Below are 19,465 nucleotides of genomic sequence, written 5' to 3'. Positions count from 1 at the left end.
GGTTCGGGTATTGGTACAAGAGCCACCAACGCGCTGGCGGACGCCATCCGCGACAACACCGGCCCGGCCGTCGCCAGGCCGGTGTTGTCGCGGATGGCGTCCGCCAGCGCGTTGAGCGCCGCCACCGTAAAGATGATCACCAGCGACGGTGCGAGCGGCGCCCAGGGCCGCTGGGCGAGGTAGTTCAGGTCGGAGGCGAGCATGCCGCCCCAGGTGGGCGCGGGCGGCTTCACCCCGATCCCGAGGAACGACAACGAGGAGACCACGAGGAGCGCGGCGGCGGCACTGCCCGCCGCCGTCACGGCGATGGTGGGCAGCACCTTGTTCCAGATGTGGGTGCGCAGGATCCACCAGCGGGACGCCCCGACGAGCTCGGCGATCTCGGCGTACTGCGAGGAGGCGAGGCCGAGCGCCGCCGCCCGGGTGATGCGGAAGAAGGCGGGCGCGATTACCACGCCGATGGCCAGCATCGCCTGGTGGATGCCGTTCCCGATGACCCCGGTGACCGCGATCGCGAAGATGATGTAGGGCAGGGTGAGCAGCGCGTCGCTGATCCGCAGCGAGATCCACTCGAAGACCCGGCCGAACACCACCGAGGCCAGTCCGGTGGTGGCGCCGAGGGCGAGCCCGACACCGCCGGCCTCGACCGCGCCGAGCACCGAGCGGCCGGTGGCGTCCATCAGCCGGCTCAGGATGTCGCGGCCCAGGTAGTCGGTGCCGAGCCAGTGGGAGGCGCTCGGGTCCTGCAGGATCCCCTGCGGGTTCTGGGCGACCGGGTCGTGTGGCGCGAGCGAGCCGCCGGCGACCGCCAGCACGGCGATCCCGCCGAGGACCAGCAGCGCGAGGCGCACCGAGGGCAGCCGGAGCATCCGGCGCGGCACGCTCATGACCGCCGCTCCGCCGCCGGGCGAAGCCGGACCAGCGCCGCGTTGACGACGGCGTTGCAGACCAGGACCAGCGCGATGCTCGTCACAAGGACTCCCTGGATGACGGGGATGTCGCCGCGGTCGGCGGCCTGCAGCGCGAGGTGGCCGAGGCCGGGCAGGTTGAAGACCGCCTCGGCCACCACCGCCCCGCCGATGAGCCGCGGCGCGTACAGCCCGATGACGGTCAGCGCGGGACCGACCGCGTTGCGCAGCGCGTGCCCGAACACCACCCGGCGCACCGACAGACCGCGCACGGTGGCGCCCACCACGTAGTTCTCCCGCATCGCGCCGACCAGCGAGGTCCGGAGCTGGCGGGTGATCTCGGCGGCGAGGTCCAGGCTGAGGGCGAGACCGGGCAGGATGATGAACCGCGCCCACTGGCCCGGGTCCTCACTCAGCGGCACGTAGCCGCCGGAGGGCAGCACCGGCAGGGTCACCGAGAACAGGATGATCAGCCCGATCCCGAGGACGAACGGCGGGATGGTGGACGCCGCCGAGCACACGGCGGTGATCGCGCGGTCCAGGCGCCCGCCGTTGTTCAGCGCCGCCGCGATGCCGGCGGTGCCGCCGACGAGGATGGCGACGACCACCGCGACCAGGGTGATCGACAGGTCGACCGGCAGCGCGCGGCCGACGCTCTCCGCGACCGGCAGGGTCGTGAAGTAGGAGTAGCCGAGGTCCCCGGTGAGCGCGTTCCCGAGCCAGCTGAAGTACTGGGCGAGGAACGGCCTGTCGAGTCCGAACTGGTGGTTCATCCGCTCGATGTCCTGCGGCGTGGCGAGGTCACCGAGCACGGTCGCGGCCGGGTTGGTGTCGGTGAGCGCGCTCAGGCCGTAGGTGATGAAGGTGGCCGCCAGGGCCACCGGCACCCCCACTCCCAGCACCCGCCCGAGGCCACGGGCCAGGCCGGAGAGCCGGGGCACCCGGGGCAGCCGCGCCCCGGGGTGTGGGGGACGTCCAGCGTTGCCGTCGCTGTCGCTGTGTCCGCCGCTGTGTCCGCCGCCATGTCAGCTGTTCCCGTCGACGGTGACGCCCTCGAACCGCTGCGCCATGAGGTAGCTGCCCAGCGGCGAGATGTTGGGGCGGCGCACCAGGATGCGCGGGTTGCTGAAGAGGAAGACGTTCGGCATCTTCTCGACGGCGATCCGCGTCGCCGCCTGCAGGACGGACGGGTACGCCGGGTCGTCCAGCGGGGTCTCGGTGATCTTCGCGACGGCTTCCTTCAGCTCCGGCGGGGTGGTGCGGCCGGGGTTCATCAGGCCCTGCTCGCCGAACAGCACCTGGAACGCCTGCACCGGGCTCTCCCGGCCGGCGAACTGGTCGGTGAAGAACGGCCTCGCCCGCTGGATGTAGACCAGCTGGGTGGCCTGCGCCTGTGGGATCGCCTCCAGTCTCACCCGGATGCCGACCTTGCCGAGCTGCGCCTGGATCTGCTCGGGCAGGCCCTCGACGATCGCGGTGGTGAGGGTGAGATCGATGCCGTCCGCGTGCCCCGCCTCACCGAGCAGGCGGCGGGCGAGCGCCGGGTCGAACGGGTAGGCGTTCTCCAGGTCGTCGACGTGCCCGGGGTGGCCCTTCGGGAAGGGCTGGTAGTTGACGTCGCCGATGCCGAACTGGACGGTGTCCACCAGCGCCCTGCGGTCGATCGCGTGCTTGATCGCCCGGACGACCTTCGGGTCGTCGAACGGCGCCGTTGTGTTGTTCACGTCGAGCACGTTGATGACCAGCGAGGGAATGACCTGGACTTCGAAGCCGGCCGCCTTCACCGCCTCGACCTGCGACGCGGGCACCGTGGCGACGTCGAGGCGGCCGGACTGCAGCGCGGCGACGGCGGTGGCCGCCTCGGGGGGCATGTAGAGCTCGAAGGCCTGCGGGTGGATGTTCGCCGCGTCCCAGTAGCCGGCGAAGCGGGTCAGCTTCGCGCTGTCGTTCGGCACGTAGGACGTCAGCTGGAACGGCCCGGCCCCGACCGGTTGGGTGGCGAGGCCCTTCTCGTCGCTGTCGATGGCCTTCGGGCTGACGATCATCCCGGTCTTGCCGGCGAGGATGGCGGGCAGCTGGTGGTCGGTGTTCTTCAGGTCGAGGCGCACGGTGGCCGCGTCGACCGCGACGACGTCGGCGATGCTGGTGAGCTGGGCCGCGACCAGGGAGTTCGGGGCGTCCCGCCCGCGCAGGATGCTCTTCGCCACGGCGGCGGCGTCCAGCGCGGTGCCGTCGCTGAAGGTGAGGCCGGGGCGCAGGTGGAAGGTGACGGCCGTGCCGCCGGCATCGTACTCCCAGGAGCTCGCCAGCGCCGGCACGGGGGTGGCCTTCTCGTCCAGCCTGGTCAGGCCCGCGTAGACCAGGGACAGGGCGTGGACGTCCCAGCCGGCCGACGAGGTGATCGGGTCCCACGAGGTGACCAGCGCCCACCCCCAGCGCAGCGTCCCGCCGCCGCCGGAACCGACGCCCGCGGGGTCGTTGCCGCCACAGGCCGCCAGCAGGATCGACCCGCCGGCGGCCAGCGCCCCGAGGCGCAGGAAGCCACGCCGCCCCATCACGGGGCCCGCCAGGTCGGATGCTGGGACGGGGGTCGTGAAGGTCGTCCTCGGGGTGCTCACGGATGGTCCTCTCAGGCATGGATGGGCGCGCTTCGGCGTGCAGCCGGGCTCAGGGCTCGCAGATCGACGGGCTCGCAGATCGACGGACTCGCAGATCGGCAGGCGTGCTCGGGGCAGGCGGGGCATGCCGGACACCCGGCGCGGGCTGGGCCGCGTCGGCTCGTCACGTCATCGCGGGAATCGCCGCCGACCCACGGGGACCGGGTCGGCGGGGTGAGGGCGCGGGAAAGGAACGACCCGGCGATGTCAGGGCAGGGTCGTCTCAGGGCAGGCAGAGCTCAGGGCACGGGAAGGCTCAGAGCACGGGACAGCTCGGAGTGCGGCAGGCCGCGGCGGTGGAAATGACGCTGGAGGTGGACGTGGCGCAGGCGCAGCCACAGGTGGCCCGAGAACCAGAGGCGGCCCGGGAGCGGGGGTGGCGCGGACGGTCGGACCGTGCCGGCGTCAGGAGACGGGCGACGCTGGCCGGTACGCAGGAAGCGGCAACAGGCCGGCCGGACCAGTGGTGGCCGACCGGTGGAGGGCTTCGTCAGAACCCGGCGGAGGGAACCGGATCCGCGCGGCCGGCGCCGAGGCGCCGGTGAGGCAACGGGCTAGCGACAGAGGTCGCTGGAGGTCAGCTCGAAGTCGACGTAGCGGCACGCTACGGCCAGGTATGTCCACCGCATGTGTGAAGAATGCCCGATGGGCTGCCGTAACGTCAATCGTTAACAATGGGCGATCTACTTCACAACCCATAGACCCCCCCTAAGCAACATCCTTCTCGCCCACGGTAGGGACCGACTCCGGGCCGGACCGGTCGCCCGCCGGGGCCGGTCCGGGTTCACCGCGCAGCGGCGCGCTGCCACTACGATGGCGGGCGAAGGGTCGTGACTGGCGCGCTCGGGTGGAAACGACCACTGGGGAGCGACGAATCTGCTGGCGGCGCCGTGCGCCTGGGTGCCTCCGACGTCAGACGTCTGTCCGCGTGGAGGTCCCGCATGCATGAGCCCGCCATGAAACACCTGTCCGCCACCGACCCCGAGATCGCCGGCCTGGTCGAGGCCGAGGCCGGGCGGCAGTTCGAGAAGATCCGCCTGATCGCCTCCGAGAACTATGTCTCCACGGCCGTCCTCGAGGCGTCCGGCTCGGTGCTGACGAACAAGTACTCCGAGGGCTACCCGGGCAAGCGCTACTACGAGGGCCAGCAGGTCATCGACCCGGTCGAGACCCTGGCGATCGACCGGGCGAAGTCCCTGTTCGGGGTGGCGCACGCCAACGTCCAGCCCTACTCCGGCTCCCCCGCGAACCTCGCCGTCTACCTCGCGTTCCTGCAGCCGGGCGACGCGGTGCTGGGCATGGGCCTGCCTTCGGGCGGCCACCTGACCCACGGCTGGTCGGTGTCGGCCACCGGCCGCTGGTTCAAGGGGATCCGCTACGGCGTGCGCCGCGACACCGGCCGCGTCGACCTCGACGAGGTCCGCGACCTCGCCCTGGAGCACCGTCCCAAGGTGATCTTCTGTGGCGGCACGGCCATCCCCCGCACCATCGACTTCCCCGGCTTCGCGGCGATCGCACGTGAGATCGACGCGGTCCTCGTCGCCGACATCTCCCACATCGCGGGCCTGATCGCCGGCGGCGCCCACCCGTCGCCGGTGGGGCACGCCCCGGTCATCACCACGACCACCCACAAGACGCTGCGCGGCCCGCGCGGCGCGATGATCCTCACCGACGGAACGCATTCCACGGCCATCGACAAGGCCGTTTTCCCCGGCCTTCAGGGCGGTCCGCACAACCACACCACCGCAGCCATCGCGGTCGCCCTGCGGGAAGCCGCCACCCCGGATTTCCGGGAGTACGCGCACCGTGTCGTCGCGAACGCGAAGGCGCTCGCCGAGGCGCTTTCCAGCCGCGGTTTCGACCTCATCACGGGTGGCACCGACAACCACCTCATCCTCATTGATCTGACCAGCCGTGGCGTTGCCGGAAAGCCCGCGGCGAAGGCGCTTGACCGCGCCGGTATCGAGCTCAACTACAACACCGTCCCGTTCGACCCGCGCAAGCCCTTCGACCCGTCGGGCGTGCGGCTGGGAACGGCCGCTGTCACCACGCGTGGCCTGCAGCCGGAGCAGATGCCGGCGCTGGCCGCCTGGATCGACGAGGCGGTGAAGGCAGCGGGTGACGAGGACGAGGCCACCCTCGCCCGCATCTCCGGCGAGGTGCGCGACCTGATGTCGGCGTACCCGATGTCCGGCTGGGTCTGATCCGGTCCTCCTCCCGATCTCCCGTCCGGCCCCTGTCCTGATCTCCCGCTGATCTTCCGACCGGCGGCCCGGGCGGCGCACCGTGCCCGGACCGTCCGACTCGTTTCCGATCCGTCCCGGCCCGGGCGTGCGTCGCGCGCCCGGGCCGTGGCCTGCCCGGACTGGCCTGCCCGGACGGGCACCCGGGCCTGCGGCCTCACCGGGCCGACGGGTTCGCCGGGCCGCCCCCGCCTCCCGCCTCCCGCCTCTCGCCTCTCGCCGATGCTGGCCGGGTCACGTCCTGTCGCGCCCCCGACCCTCCCCCGCTCCTTGCCGGCCTGCGGGCGGTGCGGGAGGCCGCCTGATCCGCCACGCTCGCCACATCGTCCCCACGCAGCGGATCCGACCGCCTTCGTCATGACACAGGGTAGATGTCACAGAACCTAGAGCACGCAACGTGACTGCCATGCGTCGTAATTGGTGGGAATTTAGTACTTGCGACTACCCTTAGTAGTTCGTTACGGTGTGCTGGCTCCTTAGCAAGCGACGGGCCGTACGCCGAGTTCTGCCCTTGGCCCGTCGTCCCTCCGAGATCACCAGGGCAGAAGCGGGGGAACCACGTTCCTCCGGGCGGCCGCCGCGGTGGCCGCCCTCGGGGTGAAGTCGGCGCGCGTCGTGCGCCTGACCGGGCTTCCCGGCCCGAACCCGACAGCTAACCCCGCAGGCGTACGGGAAGGATCTTCGTATGCGTATGCATGGAACTGCAGCCGGGGCTTCCCCTCGTCCCCCGGAACATTGCGGCGGCCACCTGGTGCCCGCCCCTCGGGGTTGATTCCTGGAAGCTAGGCCCAGCGCGGGCCCGAAAGTTCTTCACATCGTTCCCACAAACGCGCGCCGAATCCTGCGCTGTTCGTGGCGACCTTTCGTTGCCATTTTTTGATCCGTACACGGATCATCTGCGCCCTAGGCCGCCGGATCCCGGCTGCTCTTCAACGTAGAAACGAGTCATTCAGATGTCGATCGGCAAACACCGCATGCCCAGGTCCAAGCCCAGCAACGGCCGTTCCCCTGGCCGCGGCCGTTCCGCGGCGGTAGCGGCGGCAAGCGTCATCGGCGCTTCCGCGGGACTGTTCCTCACCGCCAGCCCGGCCAGCGCGGCCACCATCTCGGACGTGTCCATCGCGCAGGCGGCGCAGAACGCCGGCCTCCCCTCCTGCCGCGGCATCCCGCTCAGCACCTGGGTGGCCGTCGCCCTCGCCGAGTCGGCCGGCAACACCACCGCCCATGCCACCGTCGGCGAGGACTCCCGCGGCCTGTGGCAGATCAACCTGCGTGCCCACAGCAGCTGGGTCGGCAGCCGCAACCTGTACGACCCGAACGTCAACGCCTGGGCAGCCAAGCGCGTGTGTGACATGCAGGGCATCCGGGCCTGGAGCGCCTACAACAACGGCTGGCACAACAGGTTCCTGTCCCGTGGTGCCGCGGCGGCCGCCGCGGTCGGCAGCGGACGCACCACCACGGTCTCGACCACCTCCAGTGCCACCGGCGGCGGCAGCTCCACCTCCCCCTGGACGGGCGGCGGCGGCTACATGCGCCTGGGCGTCACCGGCGTGCGCTGGGATGTCGCGCTCGTCCAGCAGAAGCTGCAGACCCTCGGCTACCCGATCACCATCGACGGCCGGTTCGGCCCGCAGACCAACCACATGGTGATCGACTTCCAGACGAAGAACGGCCTGGTGCCGGACGGCGTGGTCGGACCGGCCACCCACGCCAAGCTCTTCCGCTGATCCTCGGCTGATTCTCGGCCCCCCGCATCGCGGGACCCGTCCCCGTCACGACCTCCGCCGGCCATCACGGCCGCGCGGGACCGTGGCGGGGACGGTCCCGTTCACGGGGTGAGCTGCGTCACGCGCGGTCACGCTTCCAGCACCTGTGGTGTGGCACGCCCGACACTTCGGTGGACCGTCGGGCTCCCACCAGGCAGTCTCGAAGGCTGGACCTGGGACCGGACGTCGCCCAGGTCCAGGTCCCGAGCCGGACGAGGCTCCGGGCCGACCGTCCCACGATGCAGGAGCGTTTGTTGTGCTGACCAGGATCGACCATGTCGGAATTGCCGTGGCCTCGCTCGAGGAGGCCATCCCTCGTTACGAGGCGGCGTTCGGCCTGAAGGTCGCGCATCAGGAGACCAACGAGGCGCAGGGCGTCCGCGAGGCGATGCTCCTGGTCCACAAGGGCGAGACCGGGGGATCCTACGTCCAGCTGCTCGAGCCGATCCGCGAGGACAGCCCGGTCGGCAAGTACCTGGCGAAGAAGGGCCCCGGCATCCACCACATCGCCTACGGCGTGGGTGACATCGACTCGGCCCTCGCCGCGCTCACCGTCACCGGCTTCGACCTGATCAACAAGACGCCCGTGCACGGGACGTCCAACAGCCGCATCGCCTTCCTGCACCCGAAGAGCCTCGGCGGCGTCCTCACCGAGCTGGTCGAGGCCCCCGCCGACCACTGACGGCCAGCGGGGGCGCCGATCACCACAGGACGGCGATCGCGACGTTGCCCACGGCGAGCCCACCGGCCGCGTGAGCCAGGGCCGCCGGGGCCGCGCTCCCGCGCGCGTTGCCGACGACGGCCACGCCCGCGACAGCCGCGGCGACCGCCAGCTTCACCGCGACCTTCGTGTTGTTCAGGTCCTGGTCGACAGCTCCGCTCGACGCAAGCCCGACCAGGATCATCCCCGTGAAGATCTGCACCAGGGCCCCGTGCAGGATCCCCGGCGTGATCACCGGGTGCGGCACGCGGATCTGGGCCAGCCACCCCCCGACGATCATCGCCATACCGATCAGATGAAGAACGACAACGAGGTCGTAGAGCACACCCACGACATCGTTTCTACATGACGTAGAAGAAGGCCGGTCACGGTGCCCGCCGCACGACGCGGCGGGCACCGCCCGGCGGGCACTCCAGAGCCCTGCGGCCCGGCTCGTCTCGGCCCGGCTCGGGCCCGTGGCCTGGCTCAGCCGCGGATCAGTGACGCCTCCCGGCGACTCACCGGCGGCTCAGCGGCGCGGACCAGTCGCTGGGCGGGATCGGGTCGAGCGGCACGACCCCGCTGCCGTCCCAGCCGAACCGCACGGTCGCGGCCCCGGCGGACGGGCAGCACATCGGGTCACCCGGGCGGTACAGGTCGTACTGCAGGGCAACGACGTCGCTGGTCGACCAGACCCACCGCACTCCCGCGCTCGGTGTCGTCCCGGTGCCCACGTACCTGCCCCGGTGGAAGAAGAAGGCCTGCTGCGGATGCCCGTCCGCGGACGACGACAGCCGACCGACGATCACGCTCAGCGCGAAGCCCGGCTCGTAGCCGCTGACTCCCAGCGGGGTGTATCCCTGGCTGCGTACCAGACTCGCCGCCTGCGCCGCGCTCAGGCCGCCGCCGGGCACCGCTGCCGCGGGACCGGCTCCCGGTGTACCTGGCGGGGTGGGCGCGGAGGTGCCTGGCACGGAGGTGCCTGGCACGGAGGCGGACGGCGTTGCGAAGGCGGCCGACATCGCCCCGGCGAGCAGGGCGGTGACGGTCAGGACGAAGATGAGCACGATTCGACGCAAGGCGATCGCTCCCTTGACCTCGTATCTGCCGACCGGCCGACGGTAGGCGCGGATGCGGCCGCCTGCCCGCCCCGGAGCCGCTTTGCCGGGAATCAGCCCGGGTAACGTCGGGAGATGTACCGCGAACGGCCAGCGCGGCGGCTGCCGGCGACCGCCTGGCGGGCCGGCGCCGACCAGCCGGCCGAGCATCGGGTGCTGCCCGACGGCTGCATGGATGTGATCTGGGCCGACGGCACCCTGCTGATCGCCGGGCCCGACACGACCGCGACGCTCGCCACCTGGCCGGCCGGCTCCCGCTTCGCCGGTCTGCGGTTCGACGCGGGGCGCGGGCCGGCGCTGCTGGCGGTCCCGGCGGACGAGGTGCGTGATCGGCGGGTCCCGCTGGCCGAGGTCTGGGGGGACGGCCCCGCACGCCGGCTGGCCGAGCAGGTGGCCGAGGCAGCCGACCCCGTCACCGCGCTGGAGAACGCGCTGGCCGCGCGCCCGGTGGACTCGGCCCTCGTGGACGACCGCCTGGTTCCGGCCGTCCTGGCGGGCGTCAGGCGGCGGGCGAGTGTGGCCGAGGTCGGGGAGGCCGCCGGGATCGGCGAACGCCAGCTGCTACGGCGCTGCCGGGCCGTCTTCGGCTACGGTCCGAAGACGCTGGCCCGCATCCTGCGGCTGCAGGACGCGTTGGCTCTGGCCCGCGGCGGCACCGCCCTGGCGCACGCGGCGGCCGAGGCCGGCTACGCCGACCAGCCGCATCTCGCCCGCGACGTGCGGGCACTGGCCGGCGTCCCGCTGCGCACCCTGCTGCGCCAGCAGCAGTCCTGACCGTCGCGTCACCCTTCGGTGGTCGGCAGCGGGGCGTACAGATCGACCGGGTTTCCGTCCGGGTCGGCGACACAGGCGTAGCGCTGGCCCCAGACCGCGTCCCACGGTTCGAGGTGTCCCCGGTAGCCGGCTTCGACCAGCTCGGCGAAGGTCGCGTCCACGTCGGACGGGCTGTCGCAGGCGAAGGCCAGACTCATCCGGGACGAGCCGGTTCCGGGCTTCCATCCCGGGTCGAACGACCGGATGGTGTCCTCGGTGTCGAAGGCCAGCCGCAGACCGCCGGGCAGTTCCACCTCGACGTGTGCCAGGCCGTCCGCGTCAGCCGCGATCTCGAGGCCGAGCCGTCGGTAGAAGGCCGCGGTGGCCGCCATGTCGGAGACGACCAGGCCGGTCAGGTTGAAGGTCGCTGTCATGCGGCCCAGGCTAGGCGCGGCCCCGGCGGCCCGTCTTGAACGAATCGGACGTCCGCCGCAGCGGAGACAACCGGTGGCGCGGCCTCAGCTCGAGCTCTGGGACAGGAACATCAGGACCATCCCGCCCGACATGACCAGCCTCGACGCCCGCGGGGCCACCGGGTCCGGGAAGGCCCGCAGCAGTGCCGCGAGCGCGGCCCGCGGCTGGCTGGCGCGCCCTCCCTGGTCGGAGAGCACGGCGCCCGCGGCGAGCTGCGTGGACGGGGCAGCAAGCTGCGTGGTCGCCGTCGCGGTCGCGGTCTCGGTCGACATGACGGGCGCGGTCGCGAGGCGGCGGGCGGGCAGCCCGACCAGAGCGGTCAGGAACGCGCCGCCGAACAGGACGACGCACCAGGTGCCGAGGGCGCCGTCGGTGCGCAGCGGCCAGCGTGCGACGCCGATCGAGCCGGACATGCAGGCCATCGCCGCGGCCTCCACGAGCAGCAGCGCACAGCAGGACCACAAAGCCGGCGCACCACATCGAGGATGGGCCACGAGGGCCACGAGCAGTGCGGCCGTGACCACCAGGTACACGGTGAGAAACAGCCACGACCCGACGACCTCGGCCGGAGCCACGAACATGATCGCCATACCGACGGCGACCACCGCGTGCGCGGCCTCGAGCCAGCCGTCCGGGCCGGTCACCCCCGGCCAGGACGTCCGGTGCAGCCGCCGGAGGTGGAGGAACGCGACGAACAGCGACGCCGCGGTGGCGACGGCGACCACCGGGCCGGACAGTGGGACCAGCTCGGCGGCCGCGGGATGATCGTGGATCACCCTCCCGTGGCGAGTTCGGCGGTCACCAGGGAGCTGAGCCGGCCGGCACGGGCCTCGTCGACGATGACCTCCAGCTGCTCGATGCTCATCTGGATGCGCTGACCGAAGTCGTCGGTGATCACGACCCGGCGCTCGGCCTCGGCCTCGTGGTCGATGTAGAGCTCGGGGCAGCCGCAGCTGCACTTCCCACAGAATGTGATGACGTGACTCAGGGCGTCCGAACCGCTCATGGCACCTCGCTGACCTGACCCGATGAGACCTGACACGACGAAAAGATCATCTGAGTGTAAGTCGCCCGGCGGCCGGAGCCAGCCGATTCCGCGCACCATCACACCCGCGGGCCTGCGCCCGCCGCCGGACGTCGCGCCTGGCGGGCCGGCGCAGCCGTCGCACGCGGGCGTCACCCGTGACGTGCTGGCGTCACCCGTGACGTGCTGGCGTCAGCCGTGACGGGCGGCCTCCACCCAGGCCAGGACGGCGAGGACCCGCCGGTTCTCGGACGGCTCCATCCGCAGCCCCAGCTTGCCGAAGATGCTCGCGATGTGGGACTCGACCGTCTTCGGGCTCAGGTGGACCTGCTGGGAGATGCCGCTGTTCGAGCGGCCCTGCGCCATGAGTTCCAGGATGCGCCGCTCGCGCTCGGACAGGCCGCGCAGCCGCTGTGACTGCGGGTGGCCGGCGAGCAGGCGGGCGGCGATGTGCGAGTCGATCACCGGCTGCCCGTCACGGAGCCGGGTCAGCGCGTCCTTGAGCGCCTGCCGGTCGGTGATGTTGTCCTTGCGCATGTAGCCGACGCCCTCGGCGCCGCCGGCGAACAGGTCGGCCGCGAAGGGGTCGTCGTCATGCGCGGTGACGACCAGGACCCCCATCCCCGGATACGCCTGCTTCAGCCCGCGGGCGGTGAGCAGACCCTCGTTGGTCCTGGTGGGGGGCATCCGCATGTCGACGATCGCGACGTCGGGTGGTTCCGCGCGCACCGCCGCGAGCAGCTCGGTGCCGGTCGGGACGGATGCGGTGACCTCGACCCCGATCGTCGCCAGCAGCACCCCGAGGGCCTCCCGGATGAGGCCGCTGTCCTCCGCGATCGCGACACGCACACCGGATCTTCTCACAGCTTCCGGTCCCGTCGGCCACCCCGGGATAACCCGTGGTCGTACCGGGGCAGGTCCGGTAGGAGGAACCGACCACTCTCCGGTAGACCTGAGCGATGCCAGTCGGCCCCGAACGCTCCGCGACGGCGCGGCTCATCCTCTCGGCCGCGGTCACCACCCTGGTCGTGGCCGCGGGCACCGTGGCGGCCGGGTGGCCCTACTGGCAGCACCACCGGCTGGGCGCCGTCCCGAACGCGGGAGTGGCGGCCGTGCTCGCCGTCGCGGGGGTGCTGCTCGGTGCGCAGCGGTCGTCGCGCCGGTGCGGCCTGCTGCTCACCGCCGCCGGCGGGTTCAGCGCGCTGACCTGGCTGATCAGCTGGGACGCCGCCGTGCTGCCGCTGGTGGGCGGCATCAGCCAGTCCGCGTTCTGGCTGGCCTACGGGTGGGGCCTGCTGATCTACCCCGGCAACGCCCTGCGGGGCCGGTGGGACCGCTGGTGGGTCGGGTCCAGCGCGGTGGTCCTGCTGCTGGGGCAGGCCGCGACCGTCGTCGTCTCCCGGCCGGAATGGAACGGCTTCGCGCCGGACGTGTTCTGGCCGGCGCCGCTCCTGCTCGACCACGCCGACTTCGTCGTGTTCATGAAGGTCCTGACAGTTCTCTACGTCGCGGTGCCCGCGTCGTTCGTGCTGCTCGCACTCGCCCGGGTCCGGACCTACCCGGGCCTCGACCGGATCACCGCCGGCCCGGTCCTGCTGCTGGCGGGGTTCACCGCGCTGGTGGCGGCCGTGACCTACCCGGACCTGATGTCCGGCCCAACCCTGGGTCAGCTCGAGGACGCCATCGCGCTGCAGGGGGCGTCCTCGATCGCCGCGCCGTGTGCGCTGCTCGTCATCTGCGCCCGCGGGGAGCTGGCCGCGATCACCGACGCGCTGCGACCCGCCGTCCTGGACGAGGAGGGGCTGGGCGGGGCACTGGCCGCCCTCACCGCCACCCTGGACCGGCCCAGCCAGCTGCGGGTGCCTCCCGAGCGGTTCGACCCGGCGAGCGAGCGGGCGCTGTACCTGGCGCTGGCCTCGACCCTGCGCGGCCTGCCCGCCTCGGACAGCGCGGCGGTACGCGTCGAGGTGCGCACCGACGGCACCTCGATCGTCGGCGAGGTCACGACGCTCGCGCCGGTGCCCACCGAGCGGGCTCAGGTCGGTGCCGACCACGTGCGCGCCCTCGGCGGATCGTTCGCCGTCCATCAGGACGCCCGCGGCACCACGGCGCGGGTGACGGTCCCGTGCGGGTAGCCCTCGCCGACGACAGCCCGCACCTGCGCGCCGGGCTGCGGGCGCTGGTGTCCAGCCTTGGCGCGGAGGTCGTCGCGGCCCTGGGCCGCGGCAGCGACCTGGTCGACGTCGTGACGGCGGCGCCCGCCGCCGCGCCGGTGGACGTCGCGCTGGTCGACATGCGGATGCCCCCCACCCACACCGACGAGGGGCTGCGGACCGCCCGGCGGATCAGGGCCCTGCGGCCGGCCACCGCCGTGCTGGTCTTCACCGCCGACGACGAGGCCCCCTACGCCGCCGAGCTGCTCCGCGGGGCGCCGGGCGGGACGGGCTACGTCCTGAAGTCCACCATCACCGACCGCGAGCGGCTGCGGTCGGCGCTGGACCGTCTCGTCGCCGGGGACGTCGTCGTCGACGCGGAGGTGGCGCGCCAGGTGGTGACACTGCCCGGCGCCGCGCCGGTCCTCACCAGGCTGGACGACCGGCAGCGGGCCGCGCTGCTGCTCGCGCTGCAGGGCCGGGACGTCAACGGGACGATCCTGGCCGGCCTGCGCACCGCCCTCGGCCTGGCCGGCGACACCAGCGCCTACGCGGACATCGACACCGACGCCGGCACCGGCACCGGCCTTCGTACCGGTCCTCGTGCCGGCACTGACGGCTTCATCGCCCGCGAGCTGATCTCCTGGCTGCTCGCGCACGGGTAGCCCGGGAGAGGCCGGAGAGGCCGGTGGCCAGGCCCGCCGCCGTGCCGCCGTGCCGCAGCCGCAGGACCAGCCGCAGCGCGGCGGAGGTCCCCGGCAGCGGGTCGAAGCGGGTGACGTCCAGCCCCGGCACGCCGGGGCGGCGGGTCGCGACGGAGCGCGGCCGGGCGAACTCGCGCAGGCCGTCCGCGCCGTGGACCCGGCCGAAGCCGCTCTCCCCGCGGCCACCGAACGGCAGCCCCGGGATGGCCGCGAACGACAGCACCGAGTTCACCGACACCATGCCCGCGTCGAGCCGGGCGGCGATCCGGTCCCCCTGCCGGCGGGAGAACACCGCGGCGCCGAGGCCGTAGCGGCTGCCGTTCGCCAGGGCGACCGCCTCGTCGACGTCCGCGACGGTGCGTACCGTCATCGTCGGGCCGAAGGTCTCCTCGCGGACGGCCGCGCTGTCCTCGGGGACGTCGACCAGCACGATCGGGTCGATGAACGGGGCGCGCAGCGACTCCGGCCCGCCGAGCAGCGCCGAGCCGCCGCGGGCGAGCGCGTCGTCGACGTGGCGGCGGACGACGTCGGCCTGGCCCGGCAGTGTCATCGGGCCGTAGGCGGCCCGCTCGCCGGCGCCCGCGTGGATGCCGGCGAGCTGGCGGCGCAGGTGGGTGAGGAAGGCATCGCGCACCCCGGCGACGACGTAGACGCGCTCGACGCCCGCGCAGGTCTGGCCGGCGTTCGCCATCGCGCCCCAGGCGACGATCCGCGCGGCGGCGGCGAGGTCGGCGTCCTCGGCGACGATGGCGGCGTCCTTGCCGCCGCACTCGGCGACGACCGGGGTGAGCGTCTCGGCGCAGGTGGCCAGCACCCGCCGGGCCGTCGCTGCCGAGCCGGTGAACGCGACCTTGTCGACGCCCGCCGCGCACAGTGCCGCCCCGGTCTCGCCGCGGCCGGTCACCGCGGTGAGGACACCGGCGGGCAGGTCCGGGTTCGCGGCGGCGAACCCCTCGGCGAGCAGCAGGCCGAGCGCGGGCGTCAGCTCACTCGGCTTGAAGACCACCGTGTTGCCCGCGGCGAGGGCGTAGGCGACCGACCCGGTCGGCGTGAGCAGCGGGTAGTTCCACGGCCCGATCACGCCGACGACCCCGAAGGGCAGGTAGTCGAGCCGGGCCCCGTAGTCCGGTGTCACCGGGCCGCCGCGGATCCGCCGCGGGCCCAGCACCCGCCGGGCGCTGCGGGCGGCCCACCGGATGTGCTCGCAGGTCAGCAGGAGCTCCAGCCGGGCGTCGATCACGGGTTTGCCGTTCTCGGCGTGGACGAGGTCGACGACCTCCCGGTCATGGGTGGCGAGCCAGCCGGCCCAGCGCAGCAGCGCGGCCCGGCGCCCGTCGAAACCGGCGGACCACCACGCCGGCGCGGCCGCCCGCGCCGTGCCCACGGCGGCAGTGACCTCCGCCGCGGACATCACCGGGAAGGTGCCGAGGACCTCGCCGGTCGCCGGACTGCGCGACTCGAACGTGCTCTCCACTCTTGCGCCCGTGCTCCCCACCGCGGTACTCGCTGTACGTCCGACCGCCGGACTTCCCATCGCCGGACTTCCCACCGTCGTGCTTCCCACAGCCGCCCCGCCTCTCGCCGGCCTCCGCTGGACGTCGGCGGCCCTACGTGCCCTACTTGCCCTGGAAGACCGGGGACCGCTTCTCCGCGCGGGCCCGGCGGCCCTCCTGCGCATCCTCGCTGGCCCAGCATGCCTCGTAGGCGGCGGTCACCGCCTCCGACGGGACCGCGCCGGCGTCGGTGGCCTCGTTGAACGCCTGCTTGGAGTAGGCCAGCGTCAGCGGCGCCAGGCCGGCGAGCTCGTCCGCCCAGGCCAGCGCGACGTCCAGCCCCCCGGCCCGCTGGACCAGGCCGACGCCGAGCGCCCGCGCCGCCGGGACGGTCTCGCAGCCGAGCACGACGGCGCGCGCCGTTCCGCCACCCGCCAGCGCGGCGAGACGGCTCAGCGTCCACGGGTCGACGGCCAGCCCCAGCCGGGCGGTCGGGATCGCGAACACGGCGCTGTCGGCCGCGACCCGCAGGTCCGCGGCGAGCGCGAGCTGCAGCCCGGCGCCGATCGCCGGCCCGTTCACCGCCGCGATCACCGGCAGCGGGGTGTCCGTGATCGCGTGCAGCGCGTTGTAGAGCGCGTCGGTGAACGCCTCGCCGTAGACCTGGTTGAGGTCCGCCCCCGCGCAGAAGCTCGACCCGACACCGGTGAGGACGATCGCGCGCGCACCGGAGTCCTCCGCCCGCCCGAGCGCGGCCCGCAGCCCTTCGCAGTGCTCGATGTCGAGCGCGTTGCGGCGCTCCGGCCGGTCGATGCGGATGACCGCGACCTGCGCGGCCCCGGGCGTCTGGTCAGCTCCGGCCGGCTCACCGGAGGCGGGAGGAGGAACGGGTCCGCCGCGGAGTTCAACGTCTATCACGGCGTCAACCCTCCCAGATCTGCCCCCGCTGCTCGCGCAGTAGTGAGGAGTCACCAACCAGGACGTGATCGACCAGCGAGCGCGGCGCCGGGTCGGGCAGCGCCAGGCACTCGCGCCGCAGCATGGCCGCGGCCATGTCGGCCTCGGCTCTGACCTGCTCGAACCAGGCCTCGTCGTGGGTGTGCGCCAGCAGCCGCCCGAGCCGGTCGATCGGATCCCGGGCCTGCCACCAGGCCAGCTCGGCGGCCTGCTGGTACCTCGTCGCGTCGTCGGACGTCGTGTGCGGCGCCATCCGGTAGGTGTTCGCCTCGATGAGGACGGGGCCACCCCCCGCGCGGGCGTGGTCGAGCGCCCAGCTGGTCACCGCGTGCACCGCCAGGACGTCGTTGCCGTCGACCCGCACTCCGGGGAAGCCGAAACCCTCGGCACGCCGCGCGAGCGGAACGGGCGACTGCCGGCTGCTGGGCGTGGAGATCGCCCACTGGTTGTTCTGGCAGAAGAACACCACCGGCACCGCGAAACTCGCCGCCCACACGAATGCCTCGTTCGCATCCCCCTGACTCATCGCCCCATCGCCCAGATAGGCCATCACCACCTGGCCATCACCGCCCGTGCCCGTGAGGCCGTCCATCCGCACACCCAGCCCGTACCCGACGGCGTGCAGCGTCTGCGAGGCCAGCACCAGCACGTAGTTGGCGACCTGGTACCGCTCGGGATCCCAGCCGCCGTGCGAGACCCCGCGCAGCAGGCGCAGGACATCCAGCGCGGGGATGCCGCGGTGCCACACCACGGCGTGCTCCCGGTAGCTGGGGAAGAGGAAGTCACCCGGCCGGGCGGCGGCGGCGGAGCCCACCTGGGCTGCCTCCTGCCCCCGCAGGGGGATCCACAGGACCAGTTCGCCCTGGCGCTGCAGGGCCGTCGCCTCCTCGTCCAGGCGGCGCGCCCGCACCATCTCCCGGTAGAAGGACTCGGTCTGTGCCGGACCGGCCCGCACCGAGAACCGCGGATCATCGACGAGTTCACCGTCCGGCGTCAGCAGCCGAACGCCCACGTCAAACGCCGCGCCGTTCCCGCCGCGTTCCGCCATCAACGCCATCCGTACACATCCCGTCTCGTCGGCCCCTTCGTTTCGACGCCGGAAGGGCGGGGATACCGGTAGGCATCCAACACCCGACACAGGGGGCCGTCCGTCGTGTTTCAGATTCTTTGGATTGTTCTGGCAGGTCTCATCATCGGAGTTCTGGCACGCTTCATCGTGCGCGCTATCGGGCGCGGGCGGCAGGATATCCCACTGTGGTTGACCGTGGCCATCGGTATCGTGGGCGCCCTCATCGGAAATGTCATCGCGAGTGCTATCGGGGTGCGCAACACGTCGGGCTTCGACTGGATTCGCCATGTTCTCCAGATCGGCGTCGCGGTGGCACTGGTCGGTATCGCCGCCCCGCTGTGGACGTCCCGTCAGCATCGCCACCACGATGACCGCTACGGGGTGCGTCACTAGGGCCCACGCGGGCTCCACCGCGGCGCGGACCGGCACCCTCGTGCCCGGCACGACCGCGTGCCCCACCAGCGGCGCCAGGCACGAACCGGTCCCGGTACCGGCGGCCACGACTCGGTCGCCGGTACCGGGACCAGCTGGCGCCAGTGCCGTGAACCTGTCGGTCACGGCACTAGACGTAGGTCTCGTCCACATAGCACCAGCGCCAGTCCTCACCGGGCTCGTGCGACCGGACGACAGGATGCCCCTCGGCAGCCGCGTGGGCCCGCGCGTGGCGCATCGGGGACGAGTCGCAGCAGCCCACGTTGCCGCAGCTCAGACACAACCGCAGATGCACCCAGACCGACCCGACCCGCAGGCACTCGGCGCAGCCGTGCGACGTGTTCGGCACAACCGGACGGATCAACGACAGGTGTGGATCAACGCCAGCGTTCACGCCGCTATTCTCCCCTGACCGGACGCACGCCGCGACGTGGACCGTTCGGGAGAACACAGTTGTCACCCCGCAGAGGTTTGCTGCCGTTTTCCGAGACCAATGTTTCCCGGATCGACATCCGCGGCACCCTTGTCCGGAACATCGGCCTTGTCCGGAACATCGGCGCCTCCGGCCTCTCCGACTTCTGGGGCGTCTGGGTCGTTTCGGGGCCAGGCAAGGGCGTCCGTGCGGTCCGCCAGGTCCCGGAGGTCCCTGTCCAGGACGACGAAGGCGAGATCCGCGCGCCGCGGCACACCGAAACGCTCGTCGCCGTAGGGAAAGGGCTCGCACCGCTCGGTGCGCCGGTAGCCGCGCCGCTCGTACCAGGCGATCAGCTCGGCGCGCAGCGAGATCACGAACATCTCCATCCGCACGGAGGACCACTCGCGGCACGCGAACCGCTCGGCGGCGGCGAGCAGCACGTCGCCGACGCCGCGGCCCTGCAGCTCCGGCCGGACGGCGAACATGCCGAAGTAGGCGAGGCCGCCGGCGCGCCGCTGGAGCTGGCAGCAGCCGACGATGCCACCGGGGTGACCGGGGTCGCCTACTTCGGCATGTTCGCCGTCCGGCCGGAGCTGCAG

General features: G+C 72.6%; 21 protein-coding genes and 2 riboswitches. Of the genes, 7 read left to right on the top strand and 14 right to left on the bottom strand.

Features of this window, described 5'->3' with window-relative positions:
• The 3 genes from AB1460_RS29435 to AB1460_RS29425 all read right to left on the bottom strand — a co-directional run.
• Positions 1 to 887, bottom strand: an 887-nt coding sequence (locus tag AB1460_RS29435) for an ABC transporter permease (protein ID WP_368965347.1), incomplete at its 3' end; no start/stop codon positions are given.
• Positions 884 to 1,849, bottom strand: a complete 966-nt coding sequence (locus AB1460_RS29430; RefSeq protein ID WP_368965346.1) for an ABC transporter permease — start codon at positions 1,847 to 1,849, stop codon at positions 884 to 886. The genes AB1460_RS29430 and AB1460_RS29435, both read right to left, overlap by 4 nt.
• An 84-nt stretch (positions 1,850 to 1,933) precedes the next feature.
• Positions 1,934 to 3,463 (bottom strand): ABC transporter substrate-binding protein, encoded by a 1,530-nt coding sequence (locus AB1460_RS29425; protein ID WP_420497408.1) that lies wholly within the window; start codon positions 3,461 to 3,463, stop codon positions 1,934 to 1,936.
• A 922-nt stretch (positions 3,464 to 4,385) separates the two neighbouring features.
• Positions 4,386 to 4,474, top strand: a riboswitch (ZMP/ZTP riboswitch).
• A gap of 32 nt (positions 4,475 to 4,506) precedes the next feature.
• Here AB1460_RS29425 and glyA point away from each other — a divergent pair.
• The 3 genes from glyA (at position 4,507) to mce (ending at position 8,256) form a co-directional block, all read left to right on the top strand.
• Complete coding sequence (gene glyA / locus AB1460_RS29420; protein ID WP_368965344.1) at positions 4,507 to 5,769, top strand: serine hydroxymethyltransferase; 1,263 nt, start codon at positions 4,507 to 4,509, stop codon at positions 5,767 to 5,769.
• A gap of 525 nt (positions 5,770 to 6,294) precedes the next feature.
• Positions 6,295 to 6,490, top strand: a riboswitch (cyclic di-AMP (ydaO/yuaA leader).
• Between the two features lie 271 nt (positions 6,491 to 6,761).
• Entirely contained in the window at positions 6,762 to 7,535 is a 774-nt protein-coding gene (locus tag AB1460_RS29415; RefSeq protein WP_368965343.1) for a peptidoglycan-binding protein, read from the top strand.
• A 295-nt stretch (positions 7,536 to 7,830) separates the two neighbouring features.
• A complete protein-coding gene (mce, locus tag AB1460_RS29410; protein ID WP_368965342.1) occupies positions 7,831 to 8,256 on the top strand; it encodes a methylmalonyl-CoA epimerase in 426 nt (141 codons plus the stop codon).
• A 19-nt stretch (positions 8,257 to 8,275) separates the two neighbouring features.
• Here the strand turns inward: mce and AB1460_RS29405 are convergent, their stop codons facing one another.
• Positions 8,276 to 8,626, bottom strand: coding sequence for a hypothetical protein (locus AB1460_RS29405; RefSeq protein ID WP_368965341.1), 351 nt, complete (start codon positions 8,624 to 8,626; stop codon positions 8,276 to 8,278).
• A gap of 166 nt (positions 8,627 to 8,792) precedes the next feature.
• Positions 8,793 to 9,353 carry an LppP/LprE family lipoprotein gene (locus AB1460_RS29400; RefSeq protein ID WP_368965340.1) on the bottom strand — a complete coding sequence of 187 codons (561 nt, stop codon included), beginning with the start codon at positions 9,351 to 9,353 and terminating at the stop codon, positions 8,793 to 8,795.
• A 114-nt stretch (positions 9,354 to 9,467) separates the two neighbouring features.
• Between AB1460_RS29400 and AB1460_RS29395 the strand changes: the two genes are divergently transcribed.
• On the top strand, positions 9,468 to 10,166 hold the full coding sequence (locus AB1460_RS29395; protein ID WP_368965339.1) for a helix-turn-helix domain-containing protein: 699 nt from the start codon (positions 9,468 to 9,470) through the stop codon (positions 10,164 to 10,166).
• Positions 10,167 to 10,174: 8 nt separating this feature from the next.
• Here the strand turns inward: AB1460_RS29395 and AB1460_RS29390 are convergent, their stop codons facing one another.
• From AB1460_RS29390 to AB1460_RS29375, 4 genes are all read right to left on the bottom strand, one after another.
• Entirely contained in the window at positions 10,175 to 10,579 is a 405-nt protein-coding gene (locus AB1460_RS29390) for a VOC family protein (protein ID WP_368965338.1), read from the bottom strand.
• Between the two features lie 84 nt (positions 10,580 to 10,663).
• Positions 10,664 to 11,395 carry a DUF5134 domain-containing protein gene (locus tag AB1460_RS29385; RefSeq protein ID WP_368965337.1) on the bottom strand — a complete coding sequence of 244 codons (732 nt, stop codon included), beginning with the start codon at positions 11,393 to 11,395 and terminating at the stop codon, positions 10,664 to 10,666.
• The gene (locus AB1460_RS29380; RefSeq protein ID WP_018637302.1) at positions 11,392 to 11,625 is read right to left on the bottom strand and encodes a hypothetical protein; all 234 of its coding nucleotides are present in this window, start codon (positions 11,623 to 11,625) and stop codon (positions 11,392 to 11,394) included. The genes AB1460_RS29385 and AB1460_RS29380 overlap by 4 nt, the downstream gene beginning before the upstream one ends.
• Positions 11,626 to 11,835: 210 nt before the next feature.
• Entirely contained in the window at positions 11,836 to 12,492 is a 657-nt protein-coding gene (locus AB1460_RS29375) for a LuxR C-terminal-related transcriptional regulator (protein WP_368965336.1), read from the bottom strand.
• A 110-nt stretch (positions 12,493 to 12,602) separates the two neighbouring features.
• Here AB1460_RS29375 and AB1460_RS29370 point away from each other — a divergent pair, with 110 nt between their 5' ends.
• Both AB1460_RS29370 and AB1460_RS29365 read left to right on the top strand, forming a co-directional pair.
• On the top strand, positions 12,603 to 13,778 hold the full coding sequence (locus AB1460_RS29370) for a hypothetical protein (protein WP_368965335.1): 1,176 nt from the start codon (positions 12,603 to 12,605) through the stop codon (positions 13,776 to 13,778).
• Positions 13,769 to 14,461, top strand: a complete 693-nt coding sequence (locus AB1460_RS29365) for a response regulator (RefSeq protein ID WP_368965334.1) — start codon at positions 13,769 to 13,771, stop codon at positions 14,459 to 14,461. The genes AB1460_RS29370 and AB1460_RS29365 overlap by 10 nt, the downstream gene beginning before the upstream one ends.
• Here the strand turns inward: AB1460_RS29365 and AB1460_RS29360 are convergent.
• The 3 genes from AB1460_RS29360 to AB1460_RS29350 all read right to left on the bottom strand — a co-directional run bounded on the left by AB1460_RS29360 (position 14,418) and on the right by AB1460_RS29350 (position 18,007).
• Positions 14,418 to 16,034 carry an aldehyde dehydrogenase family protein gene (locus AB1460_RS29360; protein ID WP_420497407.1) on the bottom strand — a complete coding sequence of 539 codons (1,617 nt, stop codon included), beginning with the start codon at positions 16,032 to 16,034 and terminating at the stop codon, positions 14,418 to 14,420. The genes AB1460_RS29365 and AB1460_RS29360 overlap by 44 nt on opposite strands.
• A gap of 82 nt (positions 16,035 to 16,116) precedes the next feature.
• Entirely contained in the window at positions 16,117 to 16,911 is a 795-nt protein-coding gene (locus AB1460_RS29355; RefSeq protein ID WP_368965332.1) for an enoyl-CoA hydratase, read from the bottom strand.
• Between the two features lie 4 nt (positions 16,912 to 16,915).
• Positions 16,916 to 18,007, bottom strand: a complete 1,092-nt coding sequence (locus AB1460_RS29350; RefSeq protein ID WP_368965331.1) for a thiamine pyrophosphate-dependent enzyme — start codon at positions 18,005 to 18,007, stop codon at positions 16,916 to 16,918.
• 96 nt (positions 18,008 to 18,103) lie between these two features.
• Between AB1460_RS29350 and AB1460_RS29345 the strand changes: the two genes are divergently transcribed.
• Positions 18,104 to 18,412 carry a GlsB/YeaQ/YmgE family stress response membrane protein gene (locus AB1460_RS29345; protein ID WP_368965330.1) on the top strand — a complete coding sequence of 103 codons (309 nt, stop codon included), beginning with the start codon at positions 18,104 to 18,106 and terminating at the stop codon, positions 18,410 to 18,412.
• Between the two features lie 169 nt (positions 18,413 to 18,581).
• On the opposite strand, the gene AB1460_RS29340 is transcribed toward AB1460_RS29345, so the two are convergent.
• On the bottom strand, positions 18,582 to 18,845 hold the full coding sequence (locus tag AB1460_RS29340) for a UBP-type zinc finger domain-containing protein (protein ID WP_368965329.1): 264 nt from the start codon (positions 18,843 to 18,845) through the stop codon (positions 18,582 to 18,584).
• Positions 18,846 to 18,907: 62 nt separating this feature from the next.
• Positions 18,908 to 19,465, bottom strand: a 558-nt coding sequence (locus tag AB1460_RS29335; protein ID WP_420497406.1) for a GNAT family N-acetyltransferase, incomplete at its 5' end; no start/stop codon positions are given.

This window comes from Parafrankia sp. FMc2 (genome assembly GCF_041008525.1).
Taxonomy (GTDB): Bacteria; Actinomycetota; Actinomycetes; order Frankiales; family Frankiaceae; genus Parafrankia.
Note: the sequence above shows the minus strand (reverse complement) of the source record. Positions and strands in the feature narration are given on the sequence as shown.

What these genes read in the sequence shown, in the direction of transcription:
- AB1460_RS29425 (WP_420497408.1), bottom strand. Translation starts at nt 3,463, where the DNA reads ATGGGGCGGCGTGGCTTCCTGCGCCTCGGGGCGCTGGCCGCCGGCGGG.
- glyA (WP_368965344.1), top strand. Translation starts at nt 4,507, where the DNA reads ATGCATGAGCCCGCCATGAAACACCTGTCCGCCACCGACCCCGAGATC.
- AB1460_RS29415 (WP_368965343.1), top strand. Translation starts at nt 6,762, where the DNA reads ATGTCGATCGGCAAACACCGCATGCCCAGGTCCAAGCCCAGCAACGGC.
- AB1460_RS29395 (WP_368965339.1), top strand. Translation starts at nt 9,468, where the DNA reads ATGTACCGCGAACGGCCAGCGCGGCGGCTGCCGGCGACCGCCTGGCGG.
- AB1460_RS29390 (WP_368965338.1), bottom strand. Translation starts at nt 10,579, where the DNA reads ATGACAGCGACCTTCAACCTGACCGGCCTGGTCGTCTCCGACATGGCG.
- AB1460_RS29380 (WP_018637302.1), bottom strand. Translation starts at nt 11,625, where the DNA reads ATGAGCGGTTCGGACGCCCTGAGTCACGTCATCACATTCTGTGGGAAG.
- AB1460_RS29370 (WP_368965335.1), top strand. Translation starts at nt 12,603, where the DNA reads ATGCCAGTCGGCCCCGAACGCTCCGCGACGGCGCGGCTCATCCTCTCG.
- AB1460_RS29360 (WP_420497407.1), bottom strand. Translation starts at nt 16,034, where the DNA reads ATGGGAAGTCCGGCGGTCGGACGTACAGCGAGTACCGCGGTGGGGAGC.
- AB1460_RS29350 (WP_368965331.1), bottom strand. Translation starts at nt 18,007, where the DNA reads ATGGCGTTGATGGCGGAACGCGGCGGGAACGGCGCGGCGTTTGACGTG.